The sequence below is a fragment of the Bacillus sp. 3255 genome (assembly GCF_031456485.1).
Taxonomy (GTDB): Bacteria; Bacillota; Bacilli; order Paenibacillales; family NBRC-103111; genus Paenibacillus_E.
The window spans coordinates 121418-137776 of the sequence record NZ_JAVDUS010000020.1 but is presented as its reverse complement, the minus strand read 5'-3'; the positions used below and the strand labels follow the sequence as shown (position 1 = coordinate 137776).

At 50.0% G+C, this 16359-nt stretch carries 15 protein-coding genes; 13 read left to right on the top strand and 2 right to left on the bottom strand.

Features of this window, described 5'->3' with window-relative positions; genetic code table 11:
• Positions 1-270 precede the first annotated feature (270 nt).
• The 12 genes from J2X61_RS27160 (at position 271) to J2X61_RS27105 (ending at position 14383) form a co-directional block, all read left to right on the top strand.
• Entirely contained in the window at positions 271-1641 is a 1371-nt protein-coding gene (locus tag J2X61_RS27160; protein ID WP_274467090.1) for a sodium-dependent transporter, read from the top strand.
• A gap of 132 nt (positions 1642-1773) precedes the next feature.
• Entirely contained in the window at positions 1774-2679 is a 906-nt protein-coding gene (locus J2X61_RS27155; RefSeq protein ID WP_310192398.1) for an ABC transporter ATP-binding protein, read from the top strand.
• The gene (locus tag J2X61_RS27150; protein WP_310192314.1) at positions 2672-3958 is read left to right on the top strand and encodes an ABC transporter permease; all 1287 of its coding nucleotides are present in this window, start codon (positions 2672-2674) and stop codon (positions 3956-3958) included. The genes J2X61_RS27155 and J2X61_RS27150 overlap by 8 nt, the downstream gene beginning before the upstream one ends.
• Positions 3959-4158: 200 nt before the next feature.
• A complete protein-coding gene (gene mobA, locus J2X61_RS27145) occupies positions 4159-4764 on the top strand; it encodes a molybdenum cofactor guanylyltransferase (protein ID WP_310192312.1) in 606 nt (201 codons plus the stop codon).
• A gap of 114 nt (positions 4765-4878) precedes the next feature.
• Positions 4879-5043, top strand: coding sequence for a cytochrome c oxidase subunit 2A (locus J2X61_RS27140; protein ID WP_274467087.1), 165 nt, complete (start codon positions 4879-4881; stop codon positions 5041-5043).
• Positions 5044-5076: 33 nt separating this feature from the next.
• On the top strand, positions 5077-5547 hold the full coding sequence (locus J2X61_RS27135) for a cytochrome c oxidase subunit II (RefSeq protein WP_310192310.1): 471 nt from the start codon (positions 5077-5079) through the stop codon (positions 5545-5547).
• A gap of 31 nt (positions 5548-5578) precedes the next feature.
• Positions 5579-7243, top strand: coding sequence for a b(o/a)3-type cytochrome-c oxidase subunit 1 (locus J2X61_RS27130; RefSeq protein WP_310192306.1), 1665 nt, complete (start codon positions 5579-5581; stop codon positions 7241-7243).
• 217 nt (positions 7244-7460) lie between these two features.
• Entirely contained in the window at positions 7461-10070 is a 2610-nt protein-coding gene (gene adhE, locus J2X61_RS27125; protein ID WP_310192303.1) for a bifunctional acetaldehyde-CoA/alcohol dehydrogenase, read from the top strand.
• Positions 10071-10110: 40 nt separating this feature from the next.
• Positions 10111-12366: a formate C-acetyltransferase gene (pflB, locus tag J2X61_RS27120; RefSeq protein WP_310192301.1), complete on the top strand. Its 2256-nt coding sequence runs from the start codon at positions 10111-10113 to the stop codon at positions 12364-12366.
• A 23-nt stretch (positions 12367-12389) separates the two neighbouring features.
• Positions 12390-13160, top strand: coding sequence for a pyruvate formate-lyase-activating protein (pflA, locus tag J2X61_RS27115; protein ID WP_310192299.1), 771 nt, complete (start codon positions 12390-12392; stop codon positions 13158-13160).
• A gap of 135 nt (positions 13161-13295) precedes the next feature.
• Complete coding sequence (locus tag J2X61_RS27110) at positions 13296-13838, top strand: hemerythrin domain-containing protein (RefSeq protein WP_310192297.1); 543 nt, start codon at positions 13296-13298, stop codon at positions 13836-13838.
• A 38-nt stretch (positions 13839-13876) separates the two neighbouring features.
• Positions 13877-14383 (top strand): hemerythrin domain-containing protein, encoded by a 507-nt coding sequence (locus J2X61_RS27105; protein ID WP_310192294.1) that lies wholly within the window; start codon positions 13877-13879, stop codon positions 14381-14383.
• A gap of 136 nt (positions 14384-14519) precedes the next feature.
• Here the strand turns inward: J2X61_RS27105 and J2X61_RS27100 are convergent, their stop codons facing one another.
• Positions 14520-15059, bottom strand: a complete 540-nt coding sequence (locus J2X61_RS27100) for a DoxX family protein (RefSeq protein ID WP_274467079.1) — start codon at positions 15057-15059, stop codon at positions 14520-14522.
• 241 nt (positions 15060-15300) lie between these two features.
• Between J2X61_RS27100 and J2X61_RS27095 the strand changes: the two genes are divergently transcribed.
• Positions 15301-15504 carry a hypothetical protein gene (locus tag J2X61_RS27095; RefSeq protein WP_310192292.1) on the top strand — a complete coding sequence of 68 codons (204 nt, stop codon included), beginning with the start codon at positions 15301-15303 and terminating at the stop codon, positions 15502-15504.
• Positions 15505-15572: 68 nt separating this feature from the next.
• On the opposite strand, the gene J2X61_RS27090 is transcribed toward J2X61_RS27095, so the two are convergent.
• Entirely contained in the window at positions 15573-16292 is a 720-nt protein-coding gene (locus J2X61_RS27090; protein ID WP_274467077.1) for a Crp/Fnr family transcriptional regulator, read from the bottom strand.
• Between the last annotated feature and the right edge of the window lie 67 nt (positions 16293-16359).

Below are 16359 nucleotides of genomic sequence, written 5' to 3'. Positions count from 1 at the left end.
ACGGGCCTTTATTCATTGAAAAAGGGCTTTTTGGAACGTCTAACGGACACACGTGCAGTTATTTGCCCATTTGGGGCGCGGTTTGCTTCAAAAACCTGACAATAAGGTACGCTGTGTCCGTTAGAATAGGCAAGGTGAGGTTTGGCCTTAGCCGGTGGCAGCCAAAACGGGTCGGCCAATTCAGCGGGGTGGTTGTCATATTTTACAAGATGACGGTGGTCAATTATTTAGGTAACCTAATAGAATCAAGATATAGTTAAGGAGTGCATCATGAGTAATCATCAGACATCATTGCAAGCTTCAAGCAAGAAAGCAGGGGCGGCGGAGCGGTTCACCTCTACCGGCTTTATTTTGGCTGCGATCGGCAGTTCGGTCGGGCTGGGTAACATGTGGAAGTTCCCTTATATTACGGGCAAGTATGGGGGGGCTGCTTTTTTCCTGCTTTTTATCGTGTGCTTAATCATAGTCGGGCTGCCGATTCTGCTGGCAGAGATGACGATCGGCCGCGGCGGCAGAGGGAACGCATCCGTGTCCTTTGTGAATTTGACAGGCAAAAAATACTGGGGAGCCTTCGGGTTACTGTCGATCATCACCGCTTTCATGATTATGTCGTACTATGCCGTCGTTGCAGGCTGGACGCTTCATTACACAGCCCAGTCGTTTACCGGACTCTTGTTCCAAAATGGCTCGGATTATAAAGAGAAGTTTGTATCGTTTGCCGGCGGTTACTGGCCAATTTTCTGGCAAGCCCTCGTTATGCTCATCACAGGCGGAATTATCGCCAAAGGGATATCGGGCGGGATTGAGAAATTCAACAAAATTTTGATCCCTGGATTTTTGGTGATCTTACTGGTGTTGATGGTCCGCTCGCTTACACTACCAGGGGCTTCGGAAGGGGTATCGTTCTTCCTGAATCCGGATTTCTCCAAGCTCAATGCGGAGTCTGCGCTTGTTGCGCTGGGACATGCCTTCTTCTCCTTGTCGTTAGGCATGGGTTGTATGCTGACGTACGGTTCCTATGTGGAAAAAAGACAATCGCTTGGCGCAGCAACGCTGGCCATCGGCTTTGGCGATCTGCTCTATGCCTTCATTGCCGGTTTGGTCATTTTCCCTACGGTGTTCTCCTACGGGCTGAAGCCTGGCGAAGGTGTGGGCTTAGCGTTCATGGCGCTGCCTGCCGCGTTCTCGCAGATGCCTTTCGGTGCTTTCTTCGGGGGGTTATTCTTCCTGCTGCTTGCTATTGCGGCCTTGACGTCGGCAATTTCCATTCTGGAAGTGCCGGTCGCCTATGCGATGCATAAATGGCAGTGGAGCCGTAAAAAAGCAGCTACGATTCTTTCCGTTCTGTGCTTCTTGGTAGGGGTTCCATCCGGCCTATCCGTCGGAGGGGTTCTCGGCAATTTCACGCCTGGCGGCAAAAGCATTTTTGACTGGATGGATTTCACCACCTCATATGTTTTGATGCCGTTCGGCGGGTTAATCGTGACCTTGTTCACTGCGTATGCGTGGAAAAAGGCGGGGGAAGAAGCCGGCCTGACGGGCTTCTGGTACAAGGCATGGATGTTCCTGCTGCGTTATGTGGCACCGATTCTCATTATCTTCGTTTTCTTGTACTCGGTAGGTTTGATCAAGTTTAACTAATGTACGAAGGCAAAAGCGGGCGCGTCCTGCTTTTGCCTTTTTTGCGCGGTGGCCGCAGCATTTCAGTTATTTTCCAAATTCCTGTAAACTAGGGATAGGCAAGTTACTTCGACAGGAAGGCAGGTGCAGAACGTGACATACCCGCTGACGGTAGACAACGTCTCCAAGCAGTACGGCGAGAAGACCGCCGTGAACTCGATTAACCTTCGCGTGAAGCAAGGCGAAATTTACGGGCTGTTAGGCGCGAACGGAGCCGGGAAGACGACAACGATGCGCATGGTGTTAGGCCTTATTTATCCGGATGCCGGAAGCATTATGTGGCAAGGGCGCGGTTACCGCGAGGAGCTGACGCGTTTGATGGGCTATTTGCCGGAAGAGCGCGGCTTGTATCCCAAGATCAAAGTAAGCGAGCAAATCATTTATTTAGCCGAGCTCAGGGGCTTAACCCGCAAGCGAGCGGAGGCCGCGCTCAAGACTTGGCTGGAACGGTTCGAAGTGCCGGAATACTATCATAAAAAAGTCGAAGAGCTATCCAAAGGGAACCAGCAGAAAATTCAATTCATTGCCGCCGTCATACATAATCCTGATATCTTAGTTCTGGATGAAGCTTTCAGCGGGCTTGATCCGGTGAATGTGGAATTGTTGAAGAAGATGGTCAAACTCTTGCGCGACGAAGGAAAAACGATCTTGTTCTCCAGTCACCGCATGGATCATGTGGAAGAGCTGTGCGAACATATTTGTATCCTGCACCGCTCGAATACGATCTTGCAGGGCAGCTTGAAGGAGATCAAAGCGTCTTTTCCGAAGGAGCGTATCGTGCTGGAGACGGAGGAGCAGGTCGAAGGTTTGGAGCGGCTTCCGGGCGTAAGGGCGGCCGAGCGGCAGCAGAGCGGGTACCAATTGCGCATCGATTCGTCAGCCGATCCGCAGTCTATTTTGCGGCATGCCATGGAGCAGTCCAGCATCCAACGCTTTCAAATTATGGAGCCCACACTGAACGAAATTTTTATTCAAAAGGTGGGAAACGCACATGAATAGCACGCTAACCGTTATCAAATTTACGTATATGACCCGTTTCCGTTCCAAGTCGTTCCGCGTAATGTGTCTGATCCTGATCGTCCTGCTGTCCGTGCTCATCCATCTGCCTGCAATCATGGCCAAGCTATCTTCGCAGGAGGCGGCCACGGTCGGCGTCTTCCCGGGCAAACAAGCGGAAATTGCGAATAAGCTGGCCGCTTACTACAATACGCAGAATAACCCGGACATTAAGATAGTCCCGTTACAGGATGCCGGCAGCGCTGCGGGAAATGAGGCGCTGGCCAAGCAGCTCATCGCGGACAAGAAGATCAAAGGCTATCTGGAATTTACAGATGCGGCGGCAGCCGGCTTCCCCAAAGCCGTCTACAAATCTCCAGGCGCAATGGAGTTCTCGCTCAAGAGCAAGCTCCAAACCGGACTGCAGCTTGTGAAGACGGATGTCGCCCTGCAGGGCGCAGGCATAGCGTCTGAACAGAAAGCGATCATTCAGGCGCCCGTTTCGCTGGAAACCGTGCAGATCATGCTGAATGATCAGGGGGCAGCAGGCAAAACCGAATCGCAAATGGTGATGTCCTATGCGCTCGTATATGTAATGCTGTTCATGCTGTACATGGGTGTTATCGGTTTCGGCAACATGGTAGCGATGGAGATTACCGCCGAGAAGAGCTCACGGGTGATGGAGCTGCTCATTACGAGCGTAGCGCCGCTGAAGCAGATGTTCGGGAAGATCGTCGGCATCTGCTTGCTGGCGCTCACGCAAATTGCGCTATCCATCGCTGTCGCCGTCGTCAATCTCAGCTTGTCGAGCGGCAGCCGGCTCGTCTCGCAGATGAACTTGAACTGGGAAGACATGCAGATCTCGCTTATCGCATATTTCTTGATCTTCTATCTGTTGGGCTTCTTCATCTATGCCACGGTTTTCGCAGCGGTGGGCTCCTTGGTCAGCCGAACGGAGGATGTGGGGCAGGCGATTATGCCGGTTACGATGCTGATCGTTGCGGCCTTCATGATCGCGATCTTCGGGCTGAACAACCCGAATGCCGGCTTCGTCGTCACGATGTCCTTCGTGCCGTTCTTCTCCCCGCTGATCATGTTCCTGCGGATCGGCATGAGCTCTCCCGCTATCTGGGAGGTGTGGCTGTCCATCGCGATACAATTGGTTGCGATCGGCGCTATGGCGTGGATCGCCGCCAAAATATACCGCACAGGCGTACTGATGTACGGCAAACGGCCTACCTGGCGGGAGCTTAGGAAGGCGATGCGGGCTTATAAGGTTTAGACAAATGAAAACCCTAGAACATTCATCCTTGAATGATCTAGGGTTTTTATCATGAAGTCGCACGGGGGTTCGTTCCCTTCATGATCCATGTGATCCATGTCACAAGCCCCCCTGAATGGGTGTGACATTTTTCACTTACAGGGCTTATGCATTTGATTAAAGTAAAGCTATACAAACTTGATTAAGGGAGAGTGATGGTGATGCTTACAGGAGTCATTTTGGCCGGTGGAGCGAACCGTCGGATGAAGGGAGAACTGAAAGCATTGCTTCCGTTTGGCGGACAGCCTCTCATTGTCCGGCAAGTGGATCGGATGAGGACCGTGTGTGATGAAATTATCGTCGTAACTAACGATCCCAGGCCATATCTTCCGATTCTGGATCGCTCCGTACGCATTATTACTGATTTTTTCGCTGGTCATGGGACACTCGGCGGCATGCACGCGGCATTATCGTTAGCCAAGCATAACTCTGTATGGGTCGTAGGCTGCGATATGCCATTCATTTCATCCCAAGCCGCTGAGCTTATGCGGAACAGAAAGCAGGATGGCTTTGAGGCTGTGATTCCGCTCGTGGCGGGTAAGTTAATTCCCCTTCATGGCATTTATGACCGCGCATGCACAACGAGAATTGTTCCACTGTTGGATAGAGGTGAAACCACGCTATCGGCTTTACTGGATCATATCTTCTGGAGCGAGTTAGCGGATAGATACTTTCAGGAGAACGGAGTCGATCTGAATTTCATTTCCAGTATGAAGACTATGGAGGAGTACGAGGCTTTGCAAAACATTTGGATGCCGGGGATGTAACCAAAGATTCCGTTTTAAGTTGAGCGGATGTGATATGAATCACAGTGGTTGCGGGAGAATGCTTCTACAATAGGGACATAGCACAGCTAATTGAAAGTTGGAGGCGGGTCTTATATGAATGCTAGAAAGTTAGGCAATGAACAACCAGATCGAGTAAGGACCGATAAAGCGGATCAGGAACCAGCACTGAAGGGCACATTTGCCGCAGTCATGCTGCTAGGTGCATTTCTGGCCATAAGCTGGGTTGCTGTTTTCATATTATTTCTTGCAAGACAATAGTACAGATCATTATTCATTAAGGTGGGGTAGGCCATGCATATTCATAAACTAGAGAAAATTTGGCTAACAATTGGAATCAGTATGCTATTCGTGTTTCTCGGCGTATTGGGTGTCTCCGCATTTGCCATGGGGGTAAAGCCGCCGAGCGAGCATCATCATCAGATTGATCCTTCCAAGGTCCAAGAGACGGCTCCATTCGACAAACCCGGTTTGCATCAGACAGGGGAGAAAGAGTACGAAGCGGTGATGACCGCTTTTACCTTCGGCTATGCGCCGGATAAAATGGAAGTGCCTCTAGGAGCTACGATTAATTTTATCGTCACGAGCCAGGATGTCGTACACGGCTTTGAGATTCCGGGGACGAACGTCAATATGATGATTGTTCCAGGGGAAGTGAGCCATGTGAGCCATACATTTACGAAGCCGGGCGAGTACCTCATCTTATGCAATGAATATTGCGGTGGGGCGCACGAATATATGAAAACAACCATTATCGTAAAATGACAGAAAGTTTCACAGAAGGGGGGATATCCGCATGAAGTTAAAACGTTTGGATAGGTTTGAACACAAATTCGATCTCAAAGACGGTAAGCTTGTCGTTGCTCATATCATCGTCGCTTTCATTGCTTTGCTCATTGGAGGATTCGCCGGGCTGCTGCAAACGATGGTGAAGAGCGGGACGATTAAACTGCCATATGGCATCGGCTATTATGAGTTGTTGACGGCGCACGGTGTTTTGATGGGGATTGTGTTTACGACTTACTTTATTATTGGTTTTCTATACTCCGGCATCTCATATACGTTGGGCGGTAAATTGCTGCCGATTGTACACCGTATGGGTTGGCTTGGGTTTGCTTTATTGACGGCGGGAACAGCCCTCGGAGTCGTTATGGTTTTGACGGGAAAAGCGAGCGTGCTCTATACGTTCTACGCACCTATGAAAGCTTCCCCTTACTTTTATATCGGATTAGCCCTATTAGTGGTGGGCAGCTGGATTAGCGGGTGGGGGATCTTCTACCAAATGAAGTATTGGAAAAAAACGCATAAAGGCAAGCTCTCTCCGCTGTTCGCTTTCATGGCGGTCATCACGTTCCTGATGTGGCAAATTGCTACGCTCGGTGTTGCCGCCGAGGTTCTGATTCAGCTCATTCCATGGTCCTTCGGATGGGTGGAAACGATCAATGTGATGCTCAGCCGCACCCTGTTCTGGTATTTCGGCCACCCGCTCGTGTATTTCTGGCTGATGCCTGCGTATATGTGCTGGTATGTGATCATTCCGAAGATTATAGGAGGCCGCATTTATAGCGATGCGCTAGCCAGACTATCCTTTGTCCTTCTGCTGCTCTTCTCGATTCCTGTAGGCTTTCACCATCAGCTGATGGAGCCGGGTATCAGTTCATTCTGGAAGTACCTGCAGGTTGTCTTGACCTTCATGGTTGTTGTTCCGTCGCTGATGACGGCCTTCTCGTTATTTGCGACATTTGAGCTGAATGGCCGTGCCAAAGGAGCTAAGGGCTTGTTCGGTTGGGTCAAAGTGATGCCATGGAAAGATGTGCGGTTTTTTGCACCGTTCATGGGGATGTTGATCTTTATTCCGGCCGGCGCAGGCGGTTTAATTAATGCCAGTAACCAAATGAACGCAGTCGTCCATAATACACTTTGGGTGACCGGACATTTTCATTTAACCGTCGCGACAAGCGTGGCGTTAACGTTCTTCGGGATCACCTACTGGCTGCTGCCGGCCGTGACAGGCCGAGTGCTTACGCCGCGAATGAATAAACTTGGCATCATACAAGCCGTCATTTGGTGTGCAGGCATGTTCCTGATGTCAGGCGCCATGCATCTAGTCGGACTCTTCGGTGCGCCGCGGAGAACCGCATTCACGACCTATGAGGGGCATGCGGATGCAGCAGGCTGGATGCCGTACTATGTGTTCATGGCGGTTGGAGGCACCGTATTATTCATTGGCGTTCTGTTGATGGTGTACAACGTCTTCGCACTGCTTCGGGCGCCGAAGGGCGTAACCGAGTATCCGGTCGGCGAAGCCATGGAACAGGCTGAAGCGACTCCCGCTTATCTGGACCGATGGAGTGTGTGGATCAGTTTGTCGGTGGTGTTAATTTTGATTGCTTATACGATACCGTTAATGGATATGATGATGCAGCCAGGTGTCGGCTCCAAAGGTTTTGTGACTTGGTAACGTGAACTTGAGCACCAGTTTGAAGTGGAAAAAGGCTGGTGCTTTTTCTTCAAGTTATGTTGTGAAATATTTCACAAAATATACGTGGAACTGTTACTCCGAAAGTCCCTGATTGTGACATTTATCATAGTTGCAAGCAGGCCTTGAAGATTAAGCTAAGATCAGAAGACACAACCAGCGGCAACTCATCACTTAACTATAGAGGAGTGGATCGGCTATGGCAATGAAAGAGATGAAGATGAAGGAGCAAATCTCCGCGCAGGATGAAGTGGATCAGTTGGTTGCAAGAGCTAAGCTTGCGCAGCAAGCTTATATGGAATTGGATCAAGAACAGGTGGATGCCATCGTCCAGCAAATGGCGCTTGCCGGGATCGGCAGTCATATGACGCTTGCCAAGCTGGCTGTCGAAGAAACGGGCCGAGGCGTCTATGAGGATAAAATTACGAAAAATTTATTCGCTACGGAGTACATCTATCATAGCATCAAAAACAACAAGACCGTCGGCGTGATTGAGGAAAATACCTTTGAAAGCTACCGGATGGTAGCCGAACCGATTGGCATTATTGCCGGGGTAACGCCCGTCACGAATCCGACTTCGACGACGATGTTCAAGTCATTAATAGCAGCCAAAACCCGAAATCCCATCATATTCGCATTCCATCCGTCCGCTCAGCAATCCAGTGCCGCGGCTGCTGCAGCGCTGCTGGATGCCGCTGTGAAAGCAGGAGCCCCCGAGCATTGCATCCAGTGGGTGAAGCATCCGTCCGTGGAAGCTACTCAACGGCTGATGAATCACGCGGATGTCGCGTTGGTTCTGGCTACAGGCGGATCTTCCATGGTGAAGGCCGCATACAGCACAGGTAAACCGGCACTTGGTGTCGGCCCCGGCAACGTGCCTTGCTTTATCGAGAGATCGGCGAATTTACCTCAGGCCGTCAATGATTTGATTTTGTCCAAAACATTCGACAATGGCATGATATGTGCGTCCGAGCAGTCCGTTATTATCGAAGAAGCCGTTTACGCTGAAACGAAAAAGCTCATGGCGGATCAAGGGTGTTATTTCCTGGGCAAGGAGGAGACCGAGGCCGTATCCAAGCTTGTCATCAACTCGGACAAATGCGCAGTCAATGCCGTTATCGTCGGTCAATCCGCTGTGAGAATCGCGGAGATGGCAGGCGTCAAAGTACCGGCAACGACGAAAGTACTGGTCGCTGAGCTTACTGGCGTAGGGGAAGCCTTTCCTTTATCTGCCGAGAAATTAAGCCCTGTGCTTGCCTGCTATAAGGTGAAAACGGCGGAGCAAGGGATAGATCGGGCGGCCGAAGTGGTCAGATTCGGCGGTATGGGCCATTCCTCGGTCATCCATTCGCAAAACAAGGATGTGATCGAAGCCTTCGCAGCTAAGCTGCAGACAGGACGCGTAATTGTAAATTCGCCGTCTACGCATGGCGCTATCGGGGACATCTATAACACCAACCTGCCTTCGTTAACCCTTGGCTGCGGATCTTACGGACATAACTCCACAACCTCCAATGTGAGTGCCGTGAACCTGATCAACGTGAAGAGAGTTGCTTATCGGACGGTTAATATGCAGTGGTTTAAAATACCGCCCAAAATTTACTTTGAGAAGGGCGCTACGCAATATCTGGAGAAAATGCCTGACATCACGCGCGTAATGATCGTTACGGATCCTATGATGGTGAAGCTGGGCTACGTAGAGCGGGTCGAATATTATCTGCGTAAGCGTAAGCTGCCCGTCTACATCGAAGTCTTCTCGGATGTTGAACCGGATCCGTCTGTTGAAACCGTAGAGCGAGGCAGAGCGCAGATGGCAAGCTTCGGGCCAGATTGTATTATTGCCTTGGGCGGCGGCTCTCCTATGGATGCAGCCAAAGCGATGTGGCTTTTCTACGAATATCCGGATACGAGCTTCGATGCCTTGAAACAGAAATTCATGGATATTCGGAAACGGGTTTACAAGTATCCGCGGCTAGGACGCAAAGCTAAGTTCGTTGCGATTCCAACCACTTCGGGTACAGGATCCGAAGTGACTTCCTTCGCGGTCATCACCGATAAGCAGAAAGGTAATACCAAGTACCCGCTGGCGGATTACGAGCTGACTCCGGACGTTGCCATCATTGATCCTGACTATGTCTACAGCTTGCCGAAGACAGCTGTTGCCGACACCGGCATGGACGTTCTGACGCACGCGATCGAGTCTTATGTATCCGTCATGGCCAATGATTACTCGGATGGTTTGGCCCTGAAGGCGATCCAGCTGGTGTTCCACAACCTGGAGAAATCCTATGCCACCGGCGATCCTGTCGCACGGGAGAAAATGCATAATGCCTCAACGATAGCGGGGATGGCTTTCGCGAATGCGTTCCTTGGCATTAACCACAGCTTGGCTCACAAATGGGGCGGCGAATATCATACGGCTCACGGCCGCACCAATGCGATCCTGATGCCGCATGTCATCCGCTATAACGCCAAGCTGCCGACAAAGTTTACATCGTTCCCGAAATACGATCACTTCGTGGCGGACCAGCGATATGCCGAGATCGCCCGGATGCTGGGGCTTTCTGCCCAAACAACGGAAGAAGGCGTCAACAGCCTGATCGAAGCCATTCGCCAATTGAATCAGAAGCTCGGTATTCCTGAGAAATTCCAGGATCTGGGCTTCAATCCTGAACAATTCGAGGCACGTGTCGATTACTTAGCGGACCGGGCTTTCGAAGATCAATGTACGACTGCGAATCCACGGATGCCTTTAGTCACAGAGTTAGCAGATGTTTATCGCAATGCGTTCTACGGCAAGTTCGAGTAAATGGAAATCAATCATCTAGCGAAATGCGGAGGTGCCGACAATGGCTGTACGAGAAGCAGATGTGCATATGAATAGTTGGAGAGGCTTTACGAAAGGCAAGTGGGAGCATCAGGTTGATGTCAAAGATTTCATTGATACAAATGTGACCCCCTACACTGGGAATCATGCCTTCTTAGCTGGTCCTACGGAAGCTACGGAAGAGCTATGGCGAATGGTCAGTGAATTGACCCGCAAGGAAAGGGAGAACGGCGGCGTTCTGGACGTGGACGTCAATACCGTATCCACAATTACCTCGCATGCGCCGGGTTATATTGCCCGGGAGAAAGAACAGATCGTCGGGCTGCAAACCGACGCGCCTTTGAAGCGCTCCATACAGCCTTTTGGCGGCATCCGTATGGCCGTAGATGCATGCGAAGCTTACGGTTTCAAGCTGCCTGAAGACATGGTCCGTCTGTTCACAGATATTCGCAAAACGCATAACCAAGGCGTATTCGACGCTTACACCACGGAGATGAAAACAGCCCGCAAAGCGGGGATCATCACAGGTCTTCCGGATGCATACGGACGTGGACGCATCATCGGCGATTATCGGCGTGTGGCCTTATATGGCGTGGACCGATTAATTGAGGAGAAAAAGAAGGACCTGCTTCAACTTGAAGTAGACGCCATTACCGAGGACGTCATCCGGCTTCGTGAAGAATTGTCCGAGCAAATCCGCAGTCTGCATGAACTGAAGCAGATGGCGAAGTCTTACGGCTATGATATTTCATCGCCGGCGGCTAATGCCCGCGAAGCCGTACAGTGGGTGTACTTCGCTTATTTGGCTGCCATTAAGGAGCAGAATGGCGCAGCTATGAGCCTTGGCCGCGTATCCAGCTTCCTCGATATATATGTCGAACGAGATTTGCAGGAGGGTACTCTGACGGAAGAGCAAGCGCAGGAACTCGTTGACCATTTGGTTATGAAGCTGCGTATCGTTAAGTTTTTGCGCACGCCGGATTATAATGAACTGTTTAGCGGAGATCCGACTTGGGTAACGGAGTCGATCGGGGGGATGGGACTGGACGGCAGGCCGCGTGTTACCAAAAATTCCTTCCGCTTCCTTCATACCTTGTACAACTTGGGTCCCGCCCCTGAGCCAAACCTAACGGTACTATGGTCTACGCAGCTTCCCGAAGATTTCAAAGCGTTCTGTGCGAAGGTATCGGCGGAGACCAGTTCGATTCAATATGAGAATGATGATCTCATGCGTCCTTATTATGGAGACGATTACGGCATCGCCTGCTGCGTCTCGGCGATGCGGATCGGCAAACAAATGCAATTCTTCGGCGCCCGCGCCAATCTAGCGAAAGCATTGCTGTATGCCATCAACGGCGGTGTGGATGAGAAGCTTGGCATTCAAGTCGGACCTAAACTGGCTCCAATCGCTTCTGAAGTTCTGAACTATGAAGAAGTGGCGGAGAGATTCGATACTATCATGGAGTGGCTGGCGAAGCTGTACATGAACACGCTGAATGTCATTCACTATATGCACGATAAATACTGCTACGAGCGGTTAGAAATGGCATTACATGACCGCGAGATTCTACGAACGATGGCCTGCGGCATTGCCGGATTATCCGTAGTCGCCGACTCGCTCAGCGCCATCCGACATGCCAAAGTGCGCCCGATCCGTAACGACAAGGGGATTGCCGTCGATTATGAGATCGAAGGGGATTATCCGCAGTACGGGAACAACGATGAGCGCGTGGACACAATTGCCGTCCAGTTGGCCGAAACGTTCATGAATAAGCTCCGCAAGCATCAAACTTACCGCGGCGCGGTTCCGACGATGTCCGTTCTGACGATTACATCCAATGTCGTCTATGGCAAAAAGACAGGAAGCACGCCAGATGGACGGAAAGCGGGCGAGCCATTCGCACCGGGCGCGAATCCGATGCACGGACGCGACCGTAAAGGGGCTTTGGCCTCACTGGCATCCGTATCCAAAATTCCGTATGAGCATTGCCTTGACGGTATTTCCAATACGTTCTCCATTGTGCCGAAGGCGCTCGGGCGTGAAGAAGATACGCGCATATCGAACCTCGTGGCTCTGCTGGATGGCTACATGGCGAACCAAGGGCACCATTTGAATATTAACGTGTTCGACCGCGCTCAGCTGCTAGATGCCATGGAGCATCCGGAGCAGTATCCGCAGCTCACGATTCGCGTATCCGGTTACGCGGTTAACTTCATCAAGCTGACTCGCGAACAGCAGCTTGATGTCATTCACCGTACCTTCCATGGGACGATGTGAGAACAGAAAGGGGTGCAGACCCGATGAAAGGACGCATTCATTCCTTCGACACCTTCGGCACCGTTGACGGTCCGGGCATCCGCTTCGTGCTTTTCATGCAGGGTTGTGCGCTGAAATGTCAATACTGCCACAATCCGGATTCATGGGAAATGAACGCAGGAAGGCAGATGGACGTAGAGGAGATATTAGCGGAAATAGAGCCTTACTTGGCGTATTATCAACGATCCGGAGGGGGAATTACCGTGACAGGGGGGGAGCCGACCTTGCAAGCTCCCTTCCTGGCTCGTCTGTTTGCCGAGTGCAAACGACGTTATGGCTTGCATACGGTATTGGACACCAACGGTTTCTGTGAGCAAGGTCATGCCAATGAGCTGCTGAGCGTTACCGATTTGGTCCTGCTGGATCTGAAACAAATAAATCCTGACAAGCACATCGAACTTACGGCTCAGCCGAATGACCGGATCAAGCGCTTTGCCGTTCATTTGAACGAGATCCATAAACCCGCTTGGATCCGTCATGTTTTAGTCCCCGGTTGGACGGATGACTACTCGGATTTACTTGAATTGGGCAGGTTCATCGGGTCTTTGGACAACGTGAAGAAAATAGAGCTGCTCCCCTATCACAGGATGGGGGTGTATAAATGGCAGCAAATGGGCAAAACGTATCCGCTCGAGAGCTGCCCCATTCCAACCGATCGGGATGTTGCCCGTGCGCGAAGCATTATTGATGAGGGCATTCAAGCCAGCCCCAAAGAAGTGATCATGGATATCCATACAAATAGCGCCGGACTTTGATCCGGCACTATTTGTTATGTACTCTTACACTTCGAGTCTCCGATCGGGGATGATGTGATGTAACGCACAGCAAGAGTCAACGGTTGAATTTATACTATAGTTAGAAGTAAACGCCGTACTTTGGAGGGATTGTAAATGGCCATACATGCAATAAGCTCCATTTTGGGAATAGCCGCCTCGAACCCGTCTGAACTTGAGTTTGCCACCGATCGATTGCGGGAAGAGCACGATCGGCTGCGACACCAATTGAGAATTCTTGAAACAAGCGCCAAGGAAGTGGGATTGCTGAACGATCCTGCGAAGGGAATCCAAGTTCTGCATGATTTAAGGCAGCAAACTTCAGCGTTTGTTCAAGCTCTGGAGCGTCACGCCGAGTGGGAAGACCAGGAGTTGTTTCCCTTCCTGCAGGATTATTTCGACAGACAACCCGTTCCATCGATCACACCCTCTTTCTGGGTACTTGAAAAAGATCATCAATTGGCGCTTTTATTTATTCAAACGTTTCATGAAGCTGTTATCGATTTAACGCCGTTAGTCGCCAAAAAGCAGCTCGTTGAGGCAACGGCACATCTCATCCAGGCTTGTTTGATCCTTAACGACCACTTGACCATGGAGGAGCAGCTCGTATTCCCTTTGGCAGAAAAAGTGCTAACCGATTTAGAATACTTTTTCTCATAGGTGAAATGACGGCACGCTACACAAGGAGGAGATATTCAATGATTATTGAGCTCGGTTATCCCATTCATGAGATGCAAACCACCCCTTTCAAGCAGGTTGTACAACGATTGAAGGATGAGCACGATGCGTTAAAGAAGGAGCTCGACCTTGTCCAGGATAAAACGAACCATTTACGCGGTTCAGATGAATGGACGGATCTACTTCGAGAAATTCGGAAACAAATGGCCGCATTCATGACACAGCTGGAAGAGCACGAGCATTGGGAAGAAGAGGAAGCGCTTCCTCTCCTTGCACGATATGCCAATCAGGGCATGGAGCCGTCTTTTATAACTTCGACATGGGTCATGGAAGAGGATCACAAGCAGGCGGAACGCTTCGTTCGCTCGTTCAATGAAATTGCGGATCAATGTATGGCAACGAACGGCAAGGAGTTGAAGAGAGTGATCTCGCTGCTTCGTGTGGCATGTTCGGTATTGAATGAGCATCTCCTCGCGGAAGAGGAAATGTTCTTCCCAGTAGCTGATCAAATGTTAAATGAACGATAATATGAGGTTCTTCTGAGGCGCTCTCATCCCGGTATCATTCGGGGAGGGCGCCTGTTATTTGTGAGCAAACGGGATTGAAACTTCAACAAAAAAAAGACCGCTCAGATTGAACGGTCTCTTCCTGGTTTCATCATTTTTAAATATGTCTCGGACGTATGGTTCCGGTAGGTTTGTTTTTTGTGCCTTCTTTTTTGTGAGTGAGTACATGGCGAAGCAGCGGCAGGAGGTAGTGGTCGACGCCGAATTTGCCTGTATTTGCTCCCCCTAGGAACAAGATCCCGCCAATGAGGATGAACCATGGGTTCGTGCTTACGGTGCCGGCGAACATGAACATGAAGTTCATGAGAAGTCCGCAAAAGGCCGCCGCGGTTGTGAAAGCTCCGAGAATTAAGCCAAGGCCGACCAGGAATTCACCTAACGGGATCAGGAAGTTAATAATCTTGACATTCGGCAATGCGAAGTTGGTTACAAAAGCGGTGAAAGTCGGATAAATAAGCTCGTTCGTCGCTTTGTCGATAACCGGGTTATTCACCGCATTATTGAGGAACCCTCCGGCATTGAAGTTCCCCATCAATTTTTCCCATCCGTGCGTAAGCCATTCATACCCTAGATACAATCGAACGAATAGAAGAACTGCAGCAGCGTACTTATTCTCTCTAAGCCAGTTCACTAACATCACAATCATCTCCTAAGTGAAATTTTCCACAAGAATCCTGACAAATGTCTTTCCGTGCATCCATAGAGATCGTTTCATAAACATTATCGTCTCTTCGGTTTATTTGCTGTCTCTCTACACTTTTATCTTACAATGTTCTGTGGTAACTGGATGTGATCAATGTCACAAGGAATTAATTTTAAATCCCGGTATTAGTCAGTAGCGAACGGTCACAATAGATAAGCAGGAGGTGAATATCTCTGTGGATTGTGATCAACCAGGTAAAGAATGTGGAATCGATAAAGAGTCATTGAAGGAGATTCTTCAGCAAACATTGGAACAGGAGACGGAACTGCTCCGTACTTATACCCTTACGTCAGAAAGCCTGCATGACAATGAGGAATTGAAAATTAGACTGCAAAATTTTGCAGAAGGAAATGCAAAGCGGTCTCGCCAGCTGCAATGAGTTGGATCGAATTTAGGCATATAAGAACCGGAGGCCTTATGCTAGATGAGCATAGATTTCCGGTTCTTCTACATACGGCAAATTTCTTTAGGGCAGTTCTCGCAGTGGCAGATATCGCGGAGATAGGTCAAATCTTTGATCACGATCTGTCCATTTTGGATCTCAACGGCATCCTCCTTTTTCATATCGCTCAACATCCGGTTGACGCTTTCCCGTGTAGCTCCGATCATATCCGCCATTTCGGTATTATTGATCTTGTAATTAATCAAAGTATGCGGACCTTTTGGAACGCCGTACGAATTGCTAAGTCGGATAAGCAACGAACAGAGTGCGCCTGGTTTCCCGTACATCATCAAATCGCGAAACTTCGTTTCCGTCATGCGGTGCATGAGCCCCATCCATTGCATAAACTCGATAGCCATATCCCCGTGCTGCCAAAGTAATACCTCGAGGTCTTTCCGCTGCATCACGCCAATCTCGCAATCGGTTGTGACTTCCGCGCTGAAGCTTTGTACGGAGTTCTGAAACGGATCCATCTGTCCGAATAAATCACCTGCTTGGTGCAGATATAAGATAAAGCTTTTGCCTGTTTCCGACAGCTTGGTGATACGGACTCCGCCTTTGATGATATAGTACAATTTATCCGCGACATCGCCCTCCCAGAAAAGATAATCGCCCTTCACCGCATGCTTGAGATACATAATGCTTTGTAGCTTATGGAAATTCTCTTCGGAGAAAAACTTCGTAATCCCTTTGTTATCTTCATTCCATTGACACTTAACGGCCATCTGTGCCAGCTCCTCAACGATTGTTTGTTAGCTATATCATAACGAATTCGAATGGATTTGATTATCG

What these genes read in the sequence shown, in the direction of transcription:
- J2X61_RS27130 (WP_310192306.1), top strand. Translation starts at nt 5,579, where the DNA reads ATGAAGTTAAAACGTTTGGATAGGTTTGAACACAAATTCGATCTCAAA.
- J2X61_RS27105 (WP_310192294.1), top strand. Translation starts at nt 13,877, where the DNA reads ATGATTATTGAGCTCGGTTATCCCATTCATGAGATGCAAACCACCCCT.
- J2X61_RS27100 (WP_274467079.1), bottom strand. Translation starts at nt 15,059, where the DNA reads ATGTTAGTGAACTGGCTTAGAGAGAATAAGTACGCTGCTGCAGTTCTT.
- J2X61_RS27135 (WP_310192310.1), top strand. Translation starts at nt 5,077, where the DNA reads ATGCATATTCATAAACTAGAGAAAATTTGGCTAACAATTGGAATCAGT.
- J2X61_RS27110 (WP_310192297.1), top strand. Translation starts at nt 13,296, where the DNA reads ATGGCCATACATGCAATAAGCTCCATTTTGGGAATAGCCGCCTCGAAC.
- pflA (WP_310192299.1), top strand. Translation starts at nt 12,390, where the DNA reads ATGAAAGGACGCATTCATTCCTTCGACACCTTCGGCACCGTTGACGGT.
- pflB (WP_310192301.1), top strand. Translation starts at nt 10,111, where the DNA reads ATGGCTGTACGAGAAGCAGATGTGCATATGAATAGTTGGAGAGGCTTT.
- adhE (WP_310192303.1), top strand. Translation starts at nt 7,461, where the DNA reads ATGGCAATGAAAGAGATGAAGATGAAGGAGCAAATCTCCGCGCAGGAT.
- J2X61_RS27140 (WP_274467087.1), top strand. Translation starts at nt 4,879, where the DNA reads ATGAATGCTAGAAAGTTAGGCAATGAACAACCAGATCGAGTAAGGACC.
- J2X61_RS27090 (WP_274467077.1), bottom strand. Translation starts at nt 16,292, where the DNA reads ATGGCCGTTAAGTGTCAATGGAATGAAGATAACAAAGGGATTACGAAG.
- J2X61_RS27160 (WP_274467090.1), top strand. Translation starts at nt 271, where the DNA reads ATGAGTAATCATCAGACATCATTGCAAGCTTCAAGCAAGAAAGCAGGG.
- mobA (WP_310192312.1), top strand. Translation starts at nt 4,159, where the DNA reads ATGCTTACAGGAGTCATTTTGGCCGGTGGAGCGAACCGTCGGATGAAG.
- J2X61_RS27150 (WP_310192314.1), top strand. Translation starts at nt 2,672, where the DNA reads ATGAATAGCACGCTAACCGTTATCAAATTTACGTATATGACCCGTTTC.